The sequence below is a fragment of the Yoonia litorea genome (assembly GCF_900114675.1).
In the GTDB taxonomy this organism is placed as follows: domain Bacteria; phylum Pseudomonadota; class Alphaproteobacteria; order Rhodobacterales; family Rhodobacteraceae; genus Yoonia; species Yoonia litorea.
Window position 1 is genome coordinate 547757 of the sequence record NZ_FOZM01000002.1, and the last position, 20406, is coordinate 568162.

A 20406-nucleotide genomic window follows, 5' to 3' on the forward strand; every position below is an offset into this window, starting at 1 on the left:
GACCTTTCGGCGGCGATACTGCTGACACGTATCTGTCCGGTCTAGATGCCCAGGACGTCCATCATGTCGTATTCGCCCGGCGATTTGTCCTGCCCCCAAAGTGCGGCCTTCAGCGCGCCGCGCGCAAAGATGGCGCGATCTGTCGCGAGGTGGCGCAGCACGATCCGTTCGCCAGCAGCGGCGAACAAAACATCATGCTCCCCCACAATATCGCCGCCGCGAATAGCGCTGAAACCGATATCACCTTTCTTGCGCGCGCCGGTCATACCATCGCGCCCGCTGTCGCTGACCTCTTTGAGGGAAACACCCCGCCCCTTGGCCGCCGCCTCACCGAGCATCAGCGCTGTGCCTGACGGTGCATCGACCTTCTGGTTGTGATGGGCCTCGATCACCTCAATGTCGAAATCCTCATCAAGGGCAGCGGCTACCTTTTGCGTCAGCCGCACCAGGAGATTCACACCAAGTGACATATTCCCGGCCCTGACAATGACCGCGTGGCGCGCCGCAGCGTTGATGGCTTTCAGGTCGTCATCTGACAATCCCGTGGTGCCGATCACGTGCACCGCCCGCGCCTGTGCTGCAAGGCCCGCAAACGCGACCGTCGCTGCCGGCGCGGTGAAGTCGATCACCGCCTGCGCTTTGGCGAAAGCCTCAACCGCGTCCGACGTCACCGTGATGCCTGTCGCCTGGCCACCAATCATTGCGTCCACATCCTGACCGACCCATTGGTTGTCCTCACGCTCCAAAGCGGCGACGAGGCGGCATTTGTCTGAAGCCAGAACAGTCTTGATCAGCATCTGGCCCATCCGTCCTGATGCCCCTGTGATGACGATGCCTGGAATGTCGGTCATGCGATTGTGTCCTTCCTGCTTTGGCCTCTCTTAGCGGGGGACGCGCGCTGACGCAAAGGTTCGCTTGGCAAGCGTCCCATGCCGGACTACATGAGGGGCATGGCTAAGAGTTCAAACCGCGCGGGCAAAGCCCCCACTCAGCGCATGTTGCGCGTTGGCGAAATGATCCGCCGGACATTGTCCGAGGTGCTTCAACGTGGCGATGTCCATGATGAGGAGCTGGCACAGATGTCGATCACTGTGGGCGAGGTCCGGATGAGCCCTGACCTGCGCATAGCGACGGCTTTTGTGCTGCCGCTTGGCGGACAGAACAAGGAAGAGGCACTGGCCGCCCTGCGTCGCAATACCGTGGAAATCCGCCATCAGGTTGTCAAAGGCGGCACGATGAAGTTCGCGCCCGAGCTGCGGTTCCAGATTGACGGGACCTTTGACCAGATGGATGCGACACGCGCGCTCCTGGCCTCCGATCACGTGCGGCAGGACCTCGACGACTAATGCGCTTCTTCATTGCGGCACTGCTGCTTTGGGCCAGCCCCGCCTTTGCGGTGGACTGTGAAGACCGCAGCGTTGAGGGGCGCAGCTATACGATCTGCGAGGTTGATCCCGCTACTGAGGACCTGCGCCTGTTTCTGCGCGACCAAGCAGGCGAGATCATCGGCAGTTTTTCAGGGATTTCAGACGAACCTGACGTGGATACGGTCCTTTTTGCGATGAATGCGGGCATGTATCACGCTGACCGCGCACCGGTCGGGCACTATGTCGAAGACGGCGAAGAAATCATGCGTGTGATCCCCAACGCGGGACCCGGGAACTTTGGACTTTTGCCCAATGGCGTGTTTTGCATCACCGACGACCGCGCACAGGTCTTCGAGACCACCCGCTATCTTGAGACCGCCCCCGACTGCCGAGATGCGACGCAATCAGGGCCGATGCTGGTGATCGACGGATCACTGCATCCACGGTTTTTGCCTGACAGCAGCTCGCGGTTTATCCGAAACGGTGTCGGGACAAGTGCGGATGGCGACCGCGTCGTGTTCGCGATTTCCAATGAGGCCGTGACTTTTCACGAATTCGGGCGTCTGTTCCGCGATTACCTTGAAACGCCCAATGCGCTCTTTTTTGACGGCAAGGTCTCGCGGCTTTATTCGCGTGATCTGGGACGCAGTGATTTCGGTTTCCAACTCGGTCCCATGGTAGCCGTGGTGACCACTAAAGACTGAGCAGGTCCACGATCTTTTGCAGGTTCGGGCTTTGCGGCAGTTCGCTGATCCGCGCAGGATCAAACCACCCAGCATCACTGACATCATCAGCGGCCAGCGGTGTGCCGCTTTCATAGGTGCAAAGCACCACCGCCAGCAGGTAGTGAAAGCGCAGCGCACCGGTCTCGTCGTGGTGGATGACATCAAGGTTGGTCAGATAGTGTTCCGGCCTCGCGACAATGCCGGTTTCCTCAAGCAGTTCACGCGCCGCAGCCGCCAGCGCGGTTTCCCCAAGCTCGACATGACCACCGGGAAAGCCCCATGTGTTCGCGTTGGGCTCTTTCTTGCGTTTGACCAGCAGGATCTGACCCTCATGGGCGACAACCGCGATGGCCCCCAGTTTCGGTGCGCTCATAGGCTGCGGACCTTCTCGGCCAGTGCACGACCCAAGGCGATGTGATCCTCTGCCGTGAAATGCACCCCGTCGATCGGGCTTGAGGCTGCATGGCCGGCGGCATCAAAGAAGGCGACACCCCAATGTTCGGCGATCCTGCGCATGGCTGGCGCGAAGTCGTGCGAGGTCGCCGCAGCATCAAGCAGAAACTCCTTGTATGTGCCTTCTTCAAGGACCGGCGGCGGTGCCACAATGAGGATTTCGAAACCCTCGTGGCGCAATTGATAGGGCTCTGACTTTGCAATGGCGATCAGCGCTGCGACACCAGCGGCAATCTGCGCTGCGCTGCGGGCATAATGCGTCTGGGCATCATTGGTCCCCAGCATGATGATCAGCAGATCAATCGGGCCATGGCTTTCCAAGGCGATCCGCAGACCCACTTGCCCGTCCAGATGTGGTCCCTTCACCGGGTCGGCAAGAACGGTTGTTCGGCCCGGAAGCCCCTCTTCGATGACCGTGTAACCCTCCCCCAGATTCTCCTGCATGACACCTGGCCAACGGGTGGCTGCATCAAAGCGGCGGTTCTCGCCCGCGACCAGTGCAGGGGGTGTTCCATAGGTGTTGCTATCGCCATAGGCCAGAATGGTTTTTGTCATAGGCGCAGGCTAGGGGCGCTTTGCTGGCAGGTAAAGCGCCATTGCCCCTTGGCCTTGGCCGATGAAACGCACATATAAGGCGCAACCCATCCATGAAGGAGCGAGACATGCTGGAACTTGGTGACACACAAGCTGCCGCTACTGATCTGATCAAAGACGGAACCGACGCAAGTTTTATGAAAGACGTGATTGAAGCCTCGCAAGAGGTGCCGGTCATCGTGGATTTCTGGGCGCAGTGGTGCGGCCCTTGCAAGACACTCGGCCCAGCGATTGAACAGGCCGTGACCAACGCCAAAGGCCGTGTGAAATTGGTCAAGATCGACGTCGATGCCAATCAGGCCTATGCGGGCCAGTTGCAGGTGCAGTCCATCCCGACGGTCTATGCTTTCTATCAGGGCCGTCCCGTTGACGGATTTCAGGGCGCGTTGCCGCCCTCACAGGTGAATGAATTTGTCACCAAGATTGCAGCACTCGCCGGTGAGGGCGAGGATGATGGTCTGGGTGCCGCAATTGAAGCAGCCGAACAGATGCTGGACGAAGGTGCCGCGGCAGATGCCGCCGAAACCTTTGCTGCAATCCTGCAGGAAGATCCCAACAACGCCACCGCGTATGCTGGTCTGGTGCGTGCTTACTTGGCGCTGGGCGATGTTGATCAGGCCGAAGCCATCCTGAACGGTGCCCCTGCCGAAATCTCGACCGACCCCGCGCTTGAGGCTGTGCACGCACAGATCACGCTCGCGAAAGAGGCCGCGAATGCGGGTCCGGTGGCCGAACTTGAGGCCGCCGTGGAGGCTGCACCTGACGATCATCAGGCGCGTTTTGATCTGGCCACCGCTTTGCATGCCAATGGCAAGGTGCAAGAGGCCGTCGATCAGTTGCTAGAGCTCTTCCGGCGTGACCGCGAATGGAATGACGGGGCTGCAAAAACGCAGCTTTTCAAGATTTTTGATGCGCTTGAGGCCAAAGACCCAATTGTGCTGAACGGGCGCAGAAAACTCTCGTCGATGATATTTGCCTGACGCCAGCTTCGGTCTAGCTAGAATCATATGATTTCAAAGACCGACCTGCCAGACGTTATTCCCGTCTTTCCACTGCCGGGCGCGCTGCTTTTGCCGCGCGCGCGCCTGCCGCTCCACCTGTTTGAACCACGCTATCTGGCGATGCTTGACGATGTGTTGAAAACATCCTCGCGACTGATTGGCATGGTCCAACCCTACGAAGCGCCGAGCGGCGGCAAGCTTCACAGCATCGGCTGCGCCGGAAAGGTGACCGCCTTTTCCGAAACAGAGGACGGGCGGTATATGATCACCCTGTCGGGCGCATCACGTTTCCGCATCACAGGTGAGGTCGATGGCTTTACACCTTACCGCCGCTGCAAGGTGAACTGGCAGGGCTTTGAACAAGACCTCGGCCCGGTCGAGAAAGATCCCGATTTCGACCGGCCTGCCTTTATGGACGCTCTTGGCAAATACCTGACCGAAAAGGGCCTTTCGACCGATTGGGAAAGCCTTGGCGAGGCTGAGGATGAACTGCTGATCAACTCCCTTTCCATGCTTTGTCCGTTCGAGCCGGAGGACAAACAGGCCCTGCTCGAGGCGCCCTCCTTGACCACCCGCCGCGAAACGCTCATGACTCTCATCGAATTCGCCTTGCGGGGCGGCTCCGGTGAAGAGGTCATGCAATGAGTGAAACCAGTTTCGACCCCAAAATGCTTGAGGCGCTGGTCTGCCCGATGACGCAGGAACGGCTTGCCTATGATGCCGACAAGCAGGAGCTTGTCAGCAAGGCCGGGAAGCTCGCCTTCCCGATCCGCAACGGGATTCCGGTGATGCTGGTGGATGAGGCGCGCGCCCTCGACTAGGCGTCAGAAGAACAACGCCAGCCCTGTCATCGAGACGATCAGGAACAGTACCGTCATGATCCCCCCTGAGCGGACGAAATCCATCACGCGATAGCCTGCCGGCCCCATGATCAGCGCGTTCACCTGATGCGTCGGAATCAGGAAAGAGTTTGATGTGGAAATCGCCACGGTCAGGGCAAAAACAGCCGGATTCGCGCCTGCTTCGACAGCAATCGAAATTGCAAGCGGCACCAGAAGCACCGTCGCGCCGACGTTCGACATCACCAGCGTAAAGACCGTCGCCAGCACCGCGATGCCGATCTGCAATGCCAGAACCGGCCATCCGTCCAGCAAAACGAGGATCTGATGCGCGATCCAGCCAGCGGTGCCTGTGTTCTGCACCGCCTGCCCCAGAGGAATAAGCGAGGCGAGCAGGAAAACCGTGCTCCAGCTTACTGCGGCGTAGGCTTCGTCAATCGAAAGCACACGGCTCAGGATCATGCCAAGCGCCCCTGTCATCAGGCAAAGCGAAAGCATCACATCGGTAAAAAGGATCAGCCCCAGTGTGATCGCAAAAAAGACCAGCGCGGGTTTGACCTTGTGGGGGCGCATTTCCTCTTGCGGGAAATCAGAGGTCACCACGACGAAATTCTTGTCCTTCTTGACCCGCGCAAGGCGTTCCCACTGCACGTGCACGACCAGCGTATCGCCTGCCTGCAACGGAACCAGACCCACATGGGTCGCGGGATGATCGTCGGTTTCGACGTGACTCAGCGTCTCTTCGCCGCGATGGATCGCAAGGATCGACAGCCCATGGCTTTGGCGCAGACGCAGATCAATCGGGGCGCGCCCGATAGCAGCCGAGCCCGGCGGAATGACGACCTCTGCCACGCCTGATTCAGTCGCCGCGAAATCGTCGGCAAACACATCGAGTTCGGGCAGGATTTCCAACCCGAAAGGGTGCGCGAATTCCTCCCAGACCACGCGTCTGAGCCCCAGAATTGCAAGCCGCGACGGCGCTTCGATCACGGTGTCGGCCATGGGTGCGATGACCTTCTTGCCGCGATAAGAGGTCCCGAGGATATAAAGGTGATGCGCCATCATGATGTCAGACAGCTTTTGCCCGATCAGGATCGAGCCTTCTGGCACCTTGATTTCAAAGAAGTCCGCGCGCAGCCCATAGGTCTTTTCGATGTAGACCTGCATGGACCGCGCAGAATTCGCATCCGCCCCGTAGTCGCGCGATTTGGGCAGAATCCACCGCCCGAAGACGACAAAATAGATGATCCCTGTCAACACCAGCATGATCCCGATGGGCGTCACCGAAAACAGGCCGAATGTCTCCATCTGTTGATCGGCTGGCAGCATGGCATTGCCAGACAGGATCAGGTCGTTGAGCAGGATCAACGGTGACGACCCCACCAACGTGATGGTCCCGCCAAGGATCGCGCAAAAGCCCATCGGCATCAAAAGACGGCTGAGCGGGATGCCTGTGCGCGTCGCGATCCGGCTGACAACCGGAATAAACAGGGCCGCAGCACCCACGTTTTGCATAAACGAGCTGATCACCCCGACAGAGCCGGAGACGATAGGAATGATCCGGCCTTCGGTCTCGCCCCCGCGTTTCAGGATCAGCGCGGCAACCTTTGACATCAGGCCCGTGCGGTCCAGCCCCGCGCCGATGATCATCACCGCGATGATCGAAATGACCGCATTTGACGAAAAACCGACGAAGAGGTCGGCAGGCCGTGCAAGGGTTTCAAGACCCGGCAGGTAGCTCAGCCCGCCAAGCAGGACGAGAACCATCACCGCGGCCACATCAATTCTGACAATTTCAGAGACAAACAGAAAAACGGTAAGGCCAAGCAGGCACAGGACGGCCATCATCTCGAACGTCAAGACCGGCGCTTCCATCGTTACCTCCTGACGGCAAGCCTAACGGCAATGCGCCGCCGCGCAAAGATATGTCGCGGGTCTTGTGAAACTCTTCTTCTTCATGTGGTTATTCGGTCAGACCGGGCAAGGCGGGGAAGGCAACGCGCGGTTGTGTAAGTGGCCGGAAAGCAATCGTGTCTAATGTCCTGTCTTGGATATCCAGCCACGGAAGCTGACACCTTCCGGTCAAGATCAGGTTTCGCATTGGTCCTCAGACCACCCCCTCATTGGGTGCAGGACACGCGCGACGCAATTGGAAGGTTTTCGGCCTTCCAAAGCGAGAGACCATTTGTGGCGGGCCCGCCCCCTTGATCTTCCATTTAATACACTGCCGATTGCCGGGCCGCCCTGATGGGCCGCCGGGCCATTTGTGCTGGGATCACCCCCGCATCAGCCGCGGCAGGTCTCCGGTGAGGCCAGCCGCCTCGCGGATGAAATTGCGTCTTAGCCCCGGCGCGGCATTCACCAGCCCCATGCCGATGTCCCGCACAGTGCGCAACAACGGGTTGTCGTTGGAAAAGAGCTTGTTGAAGGTATCCGTGGCCAGTGCCAGCGTCGCCGTATCGAACCGCCGCCATTGCTGATAGCGTGCCAGCACCTGTGGGCTGCCGATGTCTTCGCCGCGGCTACGGGCCGTTTCCAGCACATCGGCCAGCGCGGCCACATCGCGCAGACCGGCATTCAGCCCTTGGCCCGCAATCGGATGCACCCCATGCGCAGCATCTCCCACCAGCGCCAGACGCTCTGCGATAAAACTGTTGGCAAGTGTCAGGTTCAGCGGATAGGCGTAGCGCGCACCGACAAGGCTGATCTGGCCCAGAAAGCTTCCGAAGGCAGGCCGCAAGGCCTCCAGAAAATCGGCGTCATCCATGGCGACCAGCTCTTTCGCGCGGGCCTCTGTCTCGCTCCAGACGATTGAACAGCGGTTGCCGGTCAAGGGCAGGATCGCCAGTGGTCCTGCGGGCATGAAGAACTGATGCGCGATACCGCCATGCGGCTTTTCGTGGGCGACGGCGCAGACAACGCCCATCTGGCCGTAGCCCCATCCGGTGCGCTTGATCCCTGCGCGTTCAGCGGTGCCGCTGGCCCGCCCGTCGGATCCCACCAGCACGCGTCCGGTGACGGTCTTGCCAGAGGCGAGCGTGACTTGCGCACGGTAAGCGTCGGCCTCTTGCGCGACCACGGTCTCTTGGGAAAGCTGTGTGATCAGCGGGCTCTCGGCCATTGCGTCCAGAAACGCGCGGCGCAGATGCCTGTCCTCAACCATAAAGCCCATCGGGCCTTCTTCGATTTCGGCATGATCAAAGTGCATCATCCAAGGGGACGGTCCCTCGCCAGCGCGGCCGTCGGTCACTTTGATTTCCAGCATGGGCTGGGCCTTGTCCTTGATCGCGTCCCACACCCCGATCCCGCGCAACAGCCGCATGGAGGCATGGGCCAGCGCGTAGGACCTGCCGTCAAACGCGGGGTCCTTGCGGGTGTCAATCGGCAGGCGGTCAATGATGGTCACGCGAAAACCGGCGTTCGCGACCGCCAGGGCAAGCGCGGGCCCGTTCAGCCCGCCGCCAACGATAATCAAATCAGTATCCATGCTGCGCAATATGCGTCCCGGACCGGGATTGTCCATGCGCCGCTTGGCCGCTAGGTATCTTTCAAAAGAACGGGAGAGCGACATGGACGACTGGCGGTGGATGACAGCGGCTGACCTTGGCCGTGCAATTGGCGCAGGCCAGATTGATCCTGTGGCGCTGACTGACACGTTTCTTGACGCCATTGATGCCCATGAGTTCCGGGACCGTATCTATGCGCGCGTGACCCACGACCGCGCACGGGCCGAGGCAAAGGATGCTGCATCGCGTGCGCAGTCGGGTTTGCGCCGTGGACCGCTGGACGGGGTGCCGATCTCCTGGAAGGATCTTTTCGACACAGCCGGCATCGGCACCGAAGCTGGCACCAGACTGATGGACGGCCGCGTTCCCGACACAGATGCCGAGGTCTTGCAGAACGCCACGGCGGCAGGTCTGGTCTGCCTCGGCAAGACCCATATGTCCGAAATCGCTTTTTCGGGTCTGGGCCTTAATCCCGTCATGGGAACACCGCCTTGCGTGAATGATCACGACGCCGTGCCGGGCGGGTCATCCAGCGGTGCAGGGGCGTCTGTGGCATTCGGACTTGCGGCAGCGGGGATCGGGTCGGACACGGGCGGCTCAGTGCGCATCCCTTCGGCGTGGAATGATCTGGTCGGGCTGAAAACGTCCCACGGGCGTTTGTCGCTTGAAGGTGTCGTACCGCTTTGCCTGACCTTCGATACGGTCGGTCCGCTTTGCCGGTCGGTCGAGGACGCGGGGCTGTTCCTTGCCATTCTGGAAGGCAGCAAGCCTGCCGACCTGACCGCAGCGTCGCTGGACGGTGTGCGCCTGATGGTTCTGGATACGATTGTGCCGGATGATGTGCGCGATGCACCGCGTGAGGCCTTCGAAGGGGCCGTCGCAAAGCTCAAGGCAGCAGGCGCGCAGATCGAGCACCGCTTTTTCGCGCAGCTTTTTGATGCCTTTAACGTCGCAGGCGATCTCTATGCGGCTGACAGCTATGGCTGGTGGCGCGATCTGGTCGAGGCAAACCCCGAAAAGATGTTCCCGCAAATCCTTGAACGGGTGCGCGGCGGGCAAACGGTGAAGGGGGCCGACTATTGCGCTGGCTGGAACATGCTGCGCGGTATCCGGCGCGAGTATTTCGAATGGACCAGTCAGTTTGATGCCGTGATCATGCCAAGCGCCCCGATCCTGCCGCCCAATGCGGACCGGCTTTTGACCGACGATGACTATTACAAATCCGAGAACTTACTGGCCTTGCGCAATACGCGGGTGGCGAATCTGATGGATGTCTGCTCGATCACTTTGCCGACGGCGGTGCCATCTTGCGGGATCATGTTCAACGGGCAGCGCGGAACAGAAGAGCGGTTGCTGCGGTTGGCGGCAGCGGCGGAAAAGATCGTCAAAGGCGCGTCCGACAACTAGCTTTGCGCGATATCAGCGGTCGCTGGGTGATTTCCTGCTGTCACACTGTAGAAACTGAAAAGCGCCCCTGGGAAGGCTCCCAAAGGCGCTTTCTAAGATTTCGCAGTCGTCAGGCGTGTGCCTTACTCGTCGTCTTCGACGATGGCAATCGACAGGCCTGGGGCATCAGCAAGCCCACCGGCGGCTTTGTCGGTTTTGCCGTTGCCGCCATTGTTGGCACCGCCGGTGACCATGCCTTCTTCATCAAGGTTCAGGCCCCAGACGACCTTGCCGCCCCCGTTGACAACAACGGCGTCAAAGTGTCCACCGGCAAATGCGGCGGATGACATCGAAAAAATTGTAGCTGTTGCAAGTGCGATTGTCGTCTTCATTGTTTTCCTCCGGTTGTTAATGAACTTGATACGGAGGCTTTGCGACGCAGGATCAATATAATCGGACAATTGCGCAATTATCTTTCAAGCCATTGGATTAAATGAATAATATTATTGTTCGCCCAACCCCTCTCGTTCATCCTGTCTTAATGTTGCCATATTCGATGCTGTCTAAGCCGTGAGGACGAAGGTGCGCAAATCGTCGAAATCCGTGATCCGTTTCACTGTTGCCGTCCCCTCAACCTTCGTGACTTCATCCCGCACAAACGGCATCCAGTTGCGGTCGATGCTCCAGACTGTCTGAAACAGGGCCCGTGTTTCTGGCGGGTCTTTGTAGCCTGCGGGCATGTCCTCGGTCTGACCTGCCTGCCATTTCGCCTGTCTTTCTGCCAAGAGCCAGAAATTCTGCCACAGCGGGAAATCACACAAGATCACATGCGTCGCGCGGGCCAAGCGGGGGGCGAAGCTGCCCTTGAACCCCATGCCGTCGATAACCCATCCCTCGCTTGCGATCATGTCCTCGTGGGCGGCGTTGAATTGCGGCTCTGGCACCAGTTTCCAGTCTTCGGTCCACATGATCTTGTCGACCTCATGCAGGGGCAAGTTATGCTCTGCGGCCAATTTGCGGGCGAGCGTTGATTTGCCACTACCGGCGTTTCCGAGGATTGCGATGCGCATGGGTGCTCCTTTCAAGCGCGATTAGGGGGCGTTGGGCATGCGTTTGCAACCCAGCTCTCGCCCGGTGGGCACCACCGGGCATCGCCCGACCTCCCACAGGAGGGCGATTTGCGACGCCTCAATCCGCTCAATCGTGGCGATTATTGAAGGCCAGCGCGTGCCATAGGCGCTGCAAACGCCCTCCAAGTCGGGCGATGCCCTCTGCGCCTTGCATGACTCAAAAGCCACAATATCAGCCACTTGTGCCCGATTTGCTGGACAGGGCCGCCCCCTGCGGGCTAGTTTGGACAAAAGCGGGGCGAAATGATCCCGTAAATTGAGGCAGTTATGGTATTTCCCGAGCGGTTTTCGGACCTTCCGGCAGCGACGTGGCCACGCTTGCGTGCGCTTTTGGACGTGCCGACAAAGGCGTCCGAGACGATCAACATGACCATTGGCGAGCCGCGCCACCCGTTTCCTGCCTTTGTGGGCGAGATCCTTGCGGCCAATCTGCAGGGCTTTGGCAAATACCCCGACAACTACGGTGTGCCTGCACATCTGGAGGCCATTCAGGGGTTTCTGAACCGCCGCTATGGTCTGGATATCCCGACGGATCAAATCCTGACACTCAACGGCACCCGCGAGGGGCTTTACAACGCTGCGATGGCACTTTGCCGTGAGGAAAAGAACGGGCAGCAACCTGTCATTCTGACGCCCAATCCCTTCTATCAGGTCTATGCGGTGGCGGCCCTCTCTGTCGGGGCAGAGGCGCGCTATGTGCCTGCAACGGTGGAAAGCGGTCATCTGCCGGATTTTCACGCCTTGCCTGCGGATGTGCTGGACCGCACTGCGATTGCCTATGCCTGTTCACCTGCAAACCCGCAGGGGGCTGTCGCTGATGAGGGCTATTGGCGCGACCTGATCACGCTGGCCGAGAAGCATGACTTCATGATCTTTGCGGATGAATGCTACTCGGAGATTTACCGCGACACGCCCCCGCCCGGGGCGCTTGAGATTGCCACCCGTATGGGGGCCGATCCCGAGCGCGTTGTAATCTTCCATTCCCTGTCGAAGCGATCGAACCTGCCGGGGTTGCGCGCAGGCTTCTGTGCTGGCGGACCGGAGGCGATCAAGCGTCTGCGCCTGTTGCGCGCTTTTGCCGGTGCGCCTTTGTCAGAGCCGTTACAGGCCGTTGCGACAGCGGCGTGGAACGATGAGGCGCATGTGGTCGAGAACCGCGCGCTCTATCATCGCAAATACGCGATTGCCGACGACATTCTGGGGCATATCGATGGCTACCAGTCCCCGCAGGCGGGGTTCTTTCTCTGGCTGCCGGTTGACGATGGCGAAAAAGCCGCCGTGCATCTTTGGCAGGAAACGGGCGTGCGCACATTGCCGGGCGCCTATCTGAGCCAGACACAAGACGGGGTGAACCCCGGTGAAAAATACATCCGGGTCGCAATGGTGGCCCCAACACAAGAAATGCAGCGCGGATTAACCCTGATCCGCGACTGTCTATATGGTTGAGGAACGACACGATGGCATCATACCAGTCCCGCAGACGCGATCCGCTGCTTGATAGCACCACCCAAGCCGCGCTGGAAAAACGCAGCCGTGAGTTGTTGGGGCTGGCGCTCATCATGCTGGGTGTGATGGTCAGCATGATGCTCTGGAGCTATTCACCCGATGATCCAAGCTGGATTTCGGCGACTGATGCGCCTGTGCAGAACTGGCTGGGGTATTTTGGCGCATCACTGGCCGCGCCGTTGATCATGATCGTGGGACTTGGGTTCTGGGTTGTGCCGATTGCGCTGATGGGGTGGGGATTGCGGTTCCTGCGCCACTCAGGACATGAGCGCGCCTTGGGGCGTCTTCTGTTCGTGGCTGTCGCGATTGTTGTGGCGCCTTTGCATGCCGCGACGCTGACACCCGGTGCGGGTTGGCCTGCCAACTTCGGTCTGGGGGGGCTTTTTGGCGACACCGTCTTGGCGATTGTCCTGACAATCCTGCCGTTCGGAACGGCTTTCGGGGTCAAGCTTTTGTCGTTCATCACCGCGCTGGGTCTGCTGGTGGTGCTGGCCTTTGCGCTGGGCTTTACCCGCGCCGAACTCCGGTCTGCCGGACATTTTGCCCTGCTTGGCACTGTGATGCTCTATTCGCTGTTGCTGCGCGCCTTGGGGCGTGGGGCGTCGCTATCGGCAGAGGCCGCAAAGGGCGTGAACACGGTCGTCCAGTCCCGACGTGCGCAGTTTGCCGAAACACGTGCGGCCGCCTCCGCTGCGGATGACGATGAGGCAGAGGTCGTTGACAGCTTCACCGTGCCACCGGTTACCGATCACCGCAGCCGTGTTGCCTCTGTGGTGCGGGCCAACCCTGTCATGCCCAAGGCAGAGCCACCTTTGACGGCACAGGCTGCCCCGGATCGTCCTCCGCTCGCGGCACCGTTGCGGGCCTCGTCACAGCAAGATGCGCCTGCAGGCGGATTTCTTGCAAATCTGCTGAAACGCAATGACACAATGCCCGAGCCAGAATTGGTCGAGCAGGAACCACCCCTGACCGCTGTGAACAGCGATGGTCAGGGCGACCGTGTCAGCGCACGGATTGCCGATGCGATCAAGAACCGCCAGCCCAAGCCGTCACCGACCGGTGTCCGGATCGAGCCTGCATTGACCGCCGGAAAGGGCCCCAAGCCGCTTGTCTATGGCGAGACAGCACAAGACCCGCTTGAGGACATCGCACCTGAGGCACCGGAAGAAGCGCCAGTGATGGCCACACCGCATATGCCCATTCCACAGGTTGCCATGCCGCCGGTCACCTCACCGCTGATTGACGATGCGCCACAGCCCAAATCGGTTGTCCAGCATCCGCCAAAGCGTGCGCCGCAGCCTTCCCGTCAGGCCAAGGCCGAGGCGCAGCCGGGGCTGAAGTTTGACGACAAATACGGCGGCTATGAACGGCCTGCGCTGGGGCTCTTGATGAACCCCATCGAAATCCAGCGCCATCACCTCAGTGACGAGGCGCTCGAGGCCAACGCCCGTATGCTGGAAAGCGTGCTGGATGATTACGGCGTCAAGGGCGAGATCGTATCTGTGCGTCCTGGCCCTGTTGTCACCATGTATGAACTTGAGCCGGCACCGGGCCTCAAAGCCAGCCGCGTGATCGGCCTGTCTGACGATATCGCGCGTTCCATGTCGGCGCTGTCGGCCCGTGTCTCAACCGTGCCGGGCCGCTCGGTCATCGGGATCGAACTGCCCAACGAAAACCGCGAAAAAGTGGTGCTGCGCGAAATCCTGAGCCACCGCGACTTTGGCGACGGCAACCACAAGCTGCCGCTGGCGCTGGGCAAGGATATCGGCGGTGAGCCGATCATCGCCAACCTTGCCAAGATGCCCCACCTGCTGATCGCGGGGACGACCGGTTCGGGTAAATCCGTGGCGATCAATACGATGATCTTGTCACTGCTTTATAAGCTGACCCCCGAAGAATGCCGGATGATCATGATTGATCCCAAGATGCTGGAACTGTCGGTTTATGACGGCATTCCGCATCTGCTCTCGCCTGTTGTGACCGACCCGAAAAAGGCGGTCGTCGCCCTGAAATGGGTCGTGGGCGAGATGGAGGAACGCTATCGCAAGATGTCCAAGATGGGCGTGCGCAACATTGACGGCTACAACGGCCGCGTGAAAGACGCGCTGTCCAAGGGCGAAATGTTCAGCCGCACGGTGCAAACCGGCTTTGACGATGAAACCGGCGATCCGATCTTCGAGACCGAGGAATTCCAGCCCGAACTGCTGCCCTATATCGTCGTCATCGTCGATGAGATGGCCGACCTGATGATGGTCGCGGGCAAGGAAATTGAGGCTTGTATTCAGCGCCTTGCCCAGATGGCGCGCGCCTCGGGTATCCACCTGATCATGGCGACACAGCGCCCTTCGGTCGATGTGATCACCGGCACGATCAAGGCGAACTTCCCCACACGGATTTCCTTCCAGGTCACGTCGAAGATCGACAGCCGCACGATCTTGGGTGAAATGGGGGCCGAGCAGCTCTTGGGTATGGGCGACATGCTCTATATGGCCGGTGGCTCTAAAATCACCCGCGTGCACGGGCCGTTTGTCAGTGACGAAGAGGTCGAGGAGATCGTCAACCACCTCAAATCATTCGGTCCGCCAGAGTACATGTCCGGCGTGGTCGAAGGCCCCGAGGACGAGAAGGCCAGCGACATTGATCTGGTGCTGGGTCTGGGTGGCAATACCGACGGTGAGGATGCGCTTTATGATCAGGCCGTGGCCATTGTGATCAAGGATCGCAAATGCTCGACCAGCTACATCCAGCGCAAACTGGCGATCGGCTATAACAAGGCAGCGCGTCTGGTTGAGCAGATGGAAGACCAGGGCGTGGTCAGCTCTGCCAACCACGTCGGCAAGCGCGAGATTCTGGTGCCAGAACAACACTGACCGCATCTGGCGCAATCTTAGGCGAGTGTTAGGAAGTCTCTGCGACACAGACCCGAACTGGTCAAAAGATAGGTTCGGACATGAAGCTGCGATTCCTGATGATTGCAATTATCCTGCCGCTGCTGGCGCTGGCGAGCTATTTTTCATGGCTCAAGATCGTGGCAGAGCGTGACCGCCTGACGATCGCATCGGCGTCTGTGGTGCGGGCCGAAGAACAGGTGGTGATCAACGATCTTATCCACGAATTGCAAAAGGAGCGTGGATACTCTGCCGGTTTTGTCGCCTCTGACGGGCAGAATTTCACGGCCGATCTGGCGCGCCAGCGGCCTGAAACCGACCGCCAGATCCAGCCCTTGCGTGGCGGTGTGGCGGCTTTGGCTGATCTGCGGCCTGACCCGTATCAGTCGGCGATGGCGGCACTTGATGAGCTGTCTTCCTTTCGTGCACAGGTCCAAAACATCAGTGTCGATGTTCCGCAGGTCGCGGCCTTTTATACGGGGATCATCAACGACCTGATGGTGGTTGCCTATCCGTTGTCGGACGGTGCAGGGCAAAGCACGCTGGAAAACCTGCAGGCGGCAAGGGCGCTGCTTGCGGCGGCCAAGGAACGGGCGGGTCTGGAACGGGCTGTAGGATCGACAGGTCTGGGGGCAGGTTTTTCACCCACGCTTTATCAATCGCTGCTCACCCATGGCGGCGCGCAGCAGGCCCTGATCGCCGAGACGACCAAAATCCTGCGCGGGGAAGCGATGGTCGAAGATATCTATGCCTCTCCCACCTTTCTTGCGCTGCAATCAGCCAGAGAGACGATTTCTTCGGGATTTCTCGATGGCGACTATGGCACGCTGACACCAGCGCTCTGGTTTCAGACAACGACAGCATGGATTGATTTCTTGCGCGATCTCGAAAGCGCGAAAACAGCGCAAATCAGCCAGTTGGCCCGCACCATTGAGGGCGACAGCTACGCCCAGTTGCAATACGTGATTCTGCTGGGAGCTATTTCCATTCTCGTCGTAGGCGTTTTTGCCGTGGCGAGCTTTGAATGGATGATCCACAGGATCAAGGCGCTGACGCATGTGGTTTACGGTTTCGCAAAGGGCGACTTTACCCGCTGGGTGCCGGGCATCAGCCGCAAGGACGAGATCAGCCAGATGGCAAGGGCGATTTACCACTTCAAACAAGAGACACTCGCCTTACGCAAAGAGGCTGAAGATATGAAAGCCTCTGACGAGGCGGCATTGAATGCCAAGCACGGCAAGGTTGTTGCCTTGGTGACCGAAGGGCTTGCCGCGCTCGCAAAGGCGGACCTGACTTGTCACTTCGACACGCCACTCGACGCTGATTATGATTCGATCCGTGGGGATTTCAATTCAGCCACAGCGCGTTTGCGGCAGGTGCTTGGCGCTATCGCCGACACAGTGGCCGATCTTGATCAGGCCGCATCTGGGATGAATGCCTCTGCTGTCGATCTGGCCTCCAGAACAAATGAACAGGTGGAAACGATCAGACAAACCACAGATCGCGTTGGCGCACTTTCCGCCGAAGTCGAAGAGTTCGGGCAGGAAATCGTCACGGCCTCCGCCATGGCAGGAAGCGCGCGGGAACAGGCGACCTCCTCGGCGGCGCTGATGCGTGAGGCTGTCGCCGCAATGGACCGGATCAGAACATCATCAGAACAGATCGGCGCGATTATTTCGATGATCGAGGATATTTCGTTCCAGACCAATCTGCTCGCACTCAACGCCGGGGTGGAGGCGGCAAGAGCCGGTTCTGCGGGGCTTGGCTTTGCCGTGGTCGCCTCAGAAGTCCGCGCCCTTGCGCAACGGGCAAGTCAGGCCACGATGGATATCCGCGCGCTGGTCGAAGAAAGCGGGACCCACGTCCGCGAAGGTGGGGATCTGGTTGACCGGACCGGCGCGGTCCTTGACGAGATTTCGGAAGGTATCATGCGCGTGGATGACGTGCTTACCCGCATCGCCGAAGGCTCCCAGTCGCAGGTCAGCGATCTGAAAGATCTGTCATCTTCGATGAAGGTGATCAATGACCTTGCCGGTCGCAACATGGCCATGGCCAGCGATACCACCTCTGGTGCACAGGAAATCGCCAGCCGTTCGCAGCGGCTCGCTGGCCTCATCGCGGATTTCAGGCTCGCGCCGGATCAGAACGGCCGCAGCCGTGCCAAAGCAGCCTGAGGGTTTGATCGGCGTTTCAGTCGGCAGGGCAGAGGGACGATCTCCTGAACCGGTATGAGGAGGGGGAAGCTGCCCAAACCGTCGTGATGCATTTGCTCTTCGCCTCGCCGTCGGACGTGGTGACTGATGGTTGATCACTTGGGCGTCCAACCGCAAGGGCGCGGATATGCAAGGGATGATGTAAAGGGTGATCGCCGCACAGGCATCACTCTCGCCCTTTGCCGCATCGCTATGAAGGAAAGACACGTTTGGGGCCGCAGCATGTGGCTCAGGGGTGAAGCCTGTCGGCGCATCCTTCACACTTCATCATGTCACGCGGCCGCAATCGTCCCGCTTCGCAGGCGAATACGCAAACTGCCTCGGCCGAATGCGCCGACCAACGTCTGACCTTCCGTCCGGCTTTTTCCGTGCTGTGCTAGCCCATCGCGGTGTTGATCAGGAAGAAGATACCTCCTGACAGAACGGCCGCAGCAGGTACGGTGATCAGCCAAGCTGCAATAATCGTCATGAAGTGCGACCGGCGCACCAGCTTGCGACGGCGACGTTCCTCGGGCGCGTATTGCGGGCGGTCGGGCATGGCCAGACGCGCTTTTTTGATCCGGCGCTCTGCATCCCATTCGCGGAAGAAGCCGACACCAAATACCGCACCCACCGCGATATGGGTGGAACTGACAGGCAGACCCAGCCAGCTTGCGATGATCACGGTGATCGCAGCGGACAGGGCCACACAATAGGCGCGCATCGGGTTCAGCTTTGTGATCTGGCTGCCGACCATGCGGATCAGTTTCGGCCCGAACAGGAACAGGCCGAATGAAATGCCAAAAGCCCCGATGATCATCACCCAGAAGGGGATCGAGACCGCTTGCGTGAAATCACCCGATTGCGATGCCTGCACGATGGCGGCAAGCGGGCCGACGGCGTTGGCGACATCATTGGCCCCATGCGCAAAGCTCAGCAATGCAGCAGACACCACCAGCGGAATACCAAAGAGAACTTTCAGTGATTTGTTGCGGTTCTCGAGCCCTTCGGACTGTTTGCGGATCACGGGGATCATGACCGCCCAAATCGCGGCTCCCATGATCGCCCCGATGATGAGCGCGGTCGGCATGTCGATCTTGATGATCTTTTTCAGCCCCTTCAGTGCAAGGTAAGCGGCAAACGCCCCTGCCATGATGCCGACAAGTATCGGCACCCAGGTGCGGGCGGCGGCAATCTTGTCCTCGCGGTAGATGATGCGGGATTTGATCAGCGCCAGAAACGCGGCAGCGATGACCCCACCCAGCACAGGCGAGATGACCCAACTGGCTGCAATTGTTCCCATCGTGGGCCAGCTGACAGCGGCAAAGCCTGCAGCGGCAATACCGGCCCCCATCACACCGCCAACAACAGAGTGTGTGGTGGATACCGGCGCACCGATCCAGGTGGCGATATTGACCCAAAGCGCTGCAGACAGCAGGGCCGCCATCATGGCCCAGACAAAGGTGGCCGACGTGCCCATGCTTTCAGGCGCGATAATGCCCTTCGCAATCGTGGATACAACGTCGCCGCCAGCAATCAAGGCGCCTGCGCTTTCGAAAATGACCGCGATCGCAATCGCCGCCCCCATCGACAGGGCATTGGCGCCCACCGCGGGCCCCATATTGTTGGCGACATCATTGGCCCCGATGTTCAGCGCCATATAGGCCCCAAGACAGGCCGCCACCACGACGATAATTCCGTTATTGGTGAGGCCAAAGAACAGCGATGCTGTAAGGCCGGCCAGCATGATAAACAGGAAAGAGATTCCGATGCCCACCATTGGGCGGGCGACCATATTGGTTGCGGTTTCAAGGTTGGAAAACCGCGCCAAATCGCGGTCAAGCGTTTCAAGATGGCGTGCGTCGCCACTTTCATCGGTCATGCGAAAATCCCCCAAGGCTTCAAAAGCTGATAGCGACTAACGGGTGCCGTGATCAACACCTCAATCGGTTTTGTCGTCGGTCGCTTGTTCCAGAAACAACAGCTTCAGTTCGCTTTCCCGCACCATCTCGGCGGCTTCGTCGGCAGAGACCCATTTGCGCTTGCGCTGGTCGGCTTCGGGGAACTCCTCGGCCAGTTCTTTGACCTCGACCGAATAGACCAGCGCCTCGACCGGAACAGCAAGGCCGCTGTCGCGCATCTTGTCATAGGTGTAGTGGCCGATCGGCTCCGGCGCGGCTTTGCCACGTTTGACGCCCGCCTCTTCCCAGGCTTCGCGCAGCGCGGTTTCATCAGACGACAGCCCGCGCATGGGCCAACCTTTGGGGATGATCCACCGGCCTGTGTCGCGGCTTGTGACCAGCAGGTACTCGCGTCGCGTACCCTGACCGCGATAGCACAGCGCCGCCATCTGTAACATTCTGGGGCGCTGGAGCATGGGGCCAATAAACGCCCTGAGGGCGCTGTGAACACGTGCGAACATTCTGAAACCGCTCAATTATTTTCTTCTTTGGACCGTGTCTAGCGATGCTTGTGTCAAAATACAATTGCAGCGGATTTGACGCGCGCAAAGGGTTTGACAATTCTGCAACGCAAAACCCCCGCCTGTTGTCCAGACGGGGGCCTTTGATCGTAACGTCGAGAGGCTGCTTTACAGCAGACCTTCACGCTGGAGCTTCTTGCGCGCCAGCTTACGCTGACGGCGGATCGCTTCTGCTTTTTCGCGCGCTTTGCGCACGGAAGGCTTTTCGAAATGCTGCTTGAGCTTCATTTCGCGAAAAACACCTTCACGCTGAAGTTTCTTCTTCAGAGCACGCAACGCCTGATCGACGTTGTTATCACGAACACTAACCTGCATGTGGTTGACACCACCTTTCTAA

General features: G+C 59.6%; 19 protein-coding genes. 9 read left to right on the top strand and 10 right to left on the bottom strand.

Annotation, left to right across the window (positions count from 1 at the left end):
* Window positions 1–41: 41 nt before the first annotated feature.
* Complete coding sequence (dapB, locus tag BM316_RS12810) at window positions 42–851, bottom strand: 4-hydroxy-tetrahydrodipicolinate reductase (RefSeq protein ID WP_090209187.1); 810 nt, start codon at window positions 849–851, stop codon at window positions 42–44.
* A 99-nt stretch (window positions 852–950) separates the two neighbouring features.
* Here dapB and rbfA point away from each other — a divergent pair, with 99 nt between their 5' ends.
* Window positions 951–1346 carry a 30S ribosome-binding factor RbfA gene (gene rbfA, locus BM316_RS12815; protein ID WP_090209189.1) on the top strand — a complete coding sequence of 132 codons (396 nt, stop codon included), beginning with the start codon at window positions 951–953 and terminating at the stop codon, window positions 1344–1346.
* Window positions 1346–2071: a phosphodiester glycosidase family protein gene (locus tag BM316_RS12820; RefSeq protein WP_090209192.1), complete on the top strand. Its 726-nt coding sequence runs from the start codon at window positions 1346–1348 to the stop codon at window positions 2069–2071. The genes rbfA and BM316_RS12820 overlap by 1 nt, the downstream gene beginning before the upstream one ends.
* Here BM316_RS12820 and BM316_RS12825 read toward each other — a convergent pair.
* Window positions 2061–2465 carry an NUDIX hydrolase gene (locus BM316_RS12825; protein ID WP_090209195.1) on the bottom strand — a complete coding sequence of 135 codons (405 nt, stop codon included), beginning with the start codon at window positions 2463–2465 and terminating at the stop codon, window positions 2061–2063. The two genes, BM316_RS12820 and BM316_RS12825, sit on opposite strands and share 11 nt — an antisense overlap.
* Window positions 2462–3100 carry an SGNH/GDSL hydrolase family protein gene (locus tag BM316_RS12830; protein WP_090209198.1) on the bottom strand — a complete coding sequence of 213 codons (639 nt, stop codon included), beginning with the start codon at window positions 3098–3100 and terminating at the stop codon, window positions 2462–2464. The genes BM316_RS12825 and BM316_RS12830 overlap by 4 nt, the downstream gene beginning before the upstream one ends.
* A 107-nt stretch (window positions 3101–3207) precedes the next feature.
* On the opposite strand from BM316_RS12830, the gene BM316_RS12835 reads away from it, so the two are divergent.
* From BM316_RS12835 to BM316_RS12845, 3 genes are read left to right on the top strand one after another with little or no spacing between them, the layout of a single operon-like run.
* Window positions 3208–4119: a thioredoxin family protein gene (locus tag BM316_RS12835; RefSeq protein ID WP_090209514.1), complete on the top strand. Its 912-nt coding sequence runs from the start codon at window positions 3208–3210 to the stop codon at window positions 4117–4119.
* A 27-nt stretch (window positions 4120–4146) separates the two neighbouring features.
* Complete coding sequence (locus BM316_RS12840; RefSeq protein WP_090209200.1) at window positions 4147–4785, top strand: LON peptidase substrate-binding domain-containing protein; 639 nt, start codon at window positions 4147–4149, stop codon at window positions 4783–4785.
* Window positions 4782–4961: a Trm112 family protein gene (locus BM316_RS12845; RefSeq protein WP_090209203.1), complete on the top strand. Its 180-nt coding sequence runs from the start codon at window positions 4782–4784 to the stop codon at window positions 4959–4961. Before BM316_RS12840 ends, BM316_RS12845 begins: the two co-directional genes overlap by 4 nt.
* Before the next feature lie 3 nt (window positions 4962–4964).
* Here the strand turns inward: BM316_RS12845 and BM316_RS12850 are convergent, their stop codons facing one another.
* Window positions 4965–6854, bottom strand: a complete 1890-nt coding sequence (locus BM316_RS12850; protein ID WP_090209206.1) for an SLC13 family permease — start codon at window positions 6852–6854, stop codon at window positions 4965–4967.
* A gap of 400 nt (window positions 6855–7254) precedes the next feature.
* Window positions 7255–8502: a UbiH/UbiF/VisC/COQ6 family ubiquinone biosynthesis hydroxylase gene (locus BM316_RS12855; RefSeq protein WP_090209209.1), complete on the bottom strand. Its 1248-nt coding sequence runs from the start codon at window positions 8500–8502 to the stop codon at window positions 7255–7257.
* A gap of 46 nt (window positions 8503–8548) precedes the next feature.
* Here BM316_RS12855 and BM316_RS12860 point away from each other — a divergent pair, with 46 nt between their 5' ends.
* The gene (locus tag BM316_RS12860; RefSeq protein WP_090209212.1) at window positions 8549–9892 is read left to right on the top strand and encodes an amidase; all 1344 of its coding nucleotides are present in this window, start codon (window positions 8549–8551) and stop codon (window positions 9890–9892) included.
* Between the two features lie 122 nt (window positions 9893–10014).
* Here the strand turns inward: BM316_RS12860 and BM316_RS12865 are convergent, their stop codons facing one another.
* Window positions 10015–10263: a hypothetical protein gene (locus BM316_RS12865; protein WP_131802590.1), complete on the bottom strand. Its 249-nt coding sequence runs from the start codon at window positions 10261–10263 to the stop codon at window positions 10015–10017.
* A 171-nt stretch (window positions 10264–10434) separates the two neighbouring features.
* Entirely contained in the window at window positions 10435–10941 is a 507-nt protein-coding gene (locus tag BM316_RS12870) for a P-loop NTPase family protein (protein WP_090209217.1), read from the bottom strand.
* Window positions 10942–11268: 327 nt separating this feature from the next.
* On the opposite strand from BM316_RS12870, the gene BM316_RS12875 reads away from it, so the two are divergent.
* From BM316_RS12875 to BM316_RS12885, 3 genes are all read left to right on the top strand, one after another.
* Window positions 11269–12447 carry an aminotransferase class I/II-fold pyridoxal phosphate-dependent enzyme gene (locus BM316_RS12875; protein WP_090209220.1) on the top strand — a complete coding sequence of 393 codons (1179 nt, stop codon included), beginning with the start codon at window positions 11269–11271 and terminating at the stop codon, window positions 12445–12447.
* Between the two features lie 11 nt (window positions 12448–12458).
* Window positions 12459–15377, top strand: coding sequence for a DNA translocase FtsK (locus tag BM316_RS12880; protein ID WP_090209222.1), 2919 nt, complete (start codon window positions 12459–12461; stop codon window positions 15375–15377).
* A gap of 80 nt (window positions 15378–15457) precedes the next feature.
* Window positions 15458–17569 (top strand): methyl-accepting chemotaxis protein, encoded by a 2112-nt coding sequence (locus BM316_RS12885; protein WP_090209226.1) that lies wholly within the window; start codon window positions 15458–15460, stop codon window positions 17567–17569.
* 415 nt (window positions 17570–17984) lie between these two features.
* On the opposite strand, the gene BM316_RS12890 is transcribed toward BM316_RS12885, so the two are convergent.
* From BM316_RS12890 to rpsU, 3 genes are all read right to left on the bottom strand, one after another.
* Window positions 17985–19469, bottom strand: coding sequence for an inorganic phosphate transporter (locus BM316_RS12890; RefSeq protein WP_090209229.1), 1485 nt, complete (start codon window positions 19467–19469; stop codon window positions 17985–17987).
* 60 nt (window positions 19470–19529) lie between these two features.
* Window positions 19530–19937, bottom strand: coding sequence for an NUDIX hydrolase (locus tag BM316_RS12895; RefSeq protein ID WP_090209233.1), 408 nt, complete (start codon window positions 19935–19937; stop codon window positions 19530–19532).
* Window positions 19938–20177: 240 nt separating this feature from the next.
* Window positions 20178–20384, bottom strand: coding sequence for a 30S ribosomal protein S21 (gene rpsU, locus BM316_RS12900; protein WP_008231221.1), 207 nt, complete (start codon window positions 20382–20384; stop codon window positions 20178–20180).
* Window positions 20385–20406: the final 22 nt, after the last annotated feature.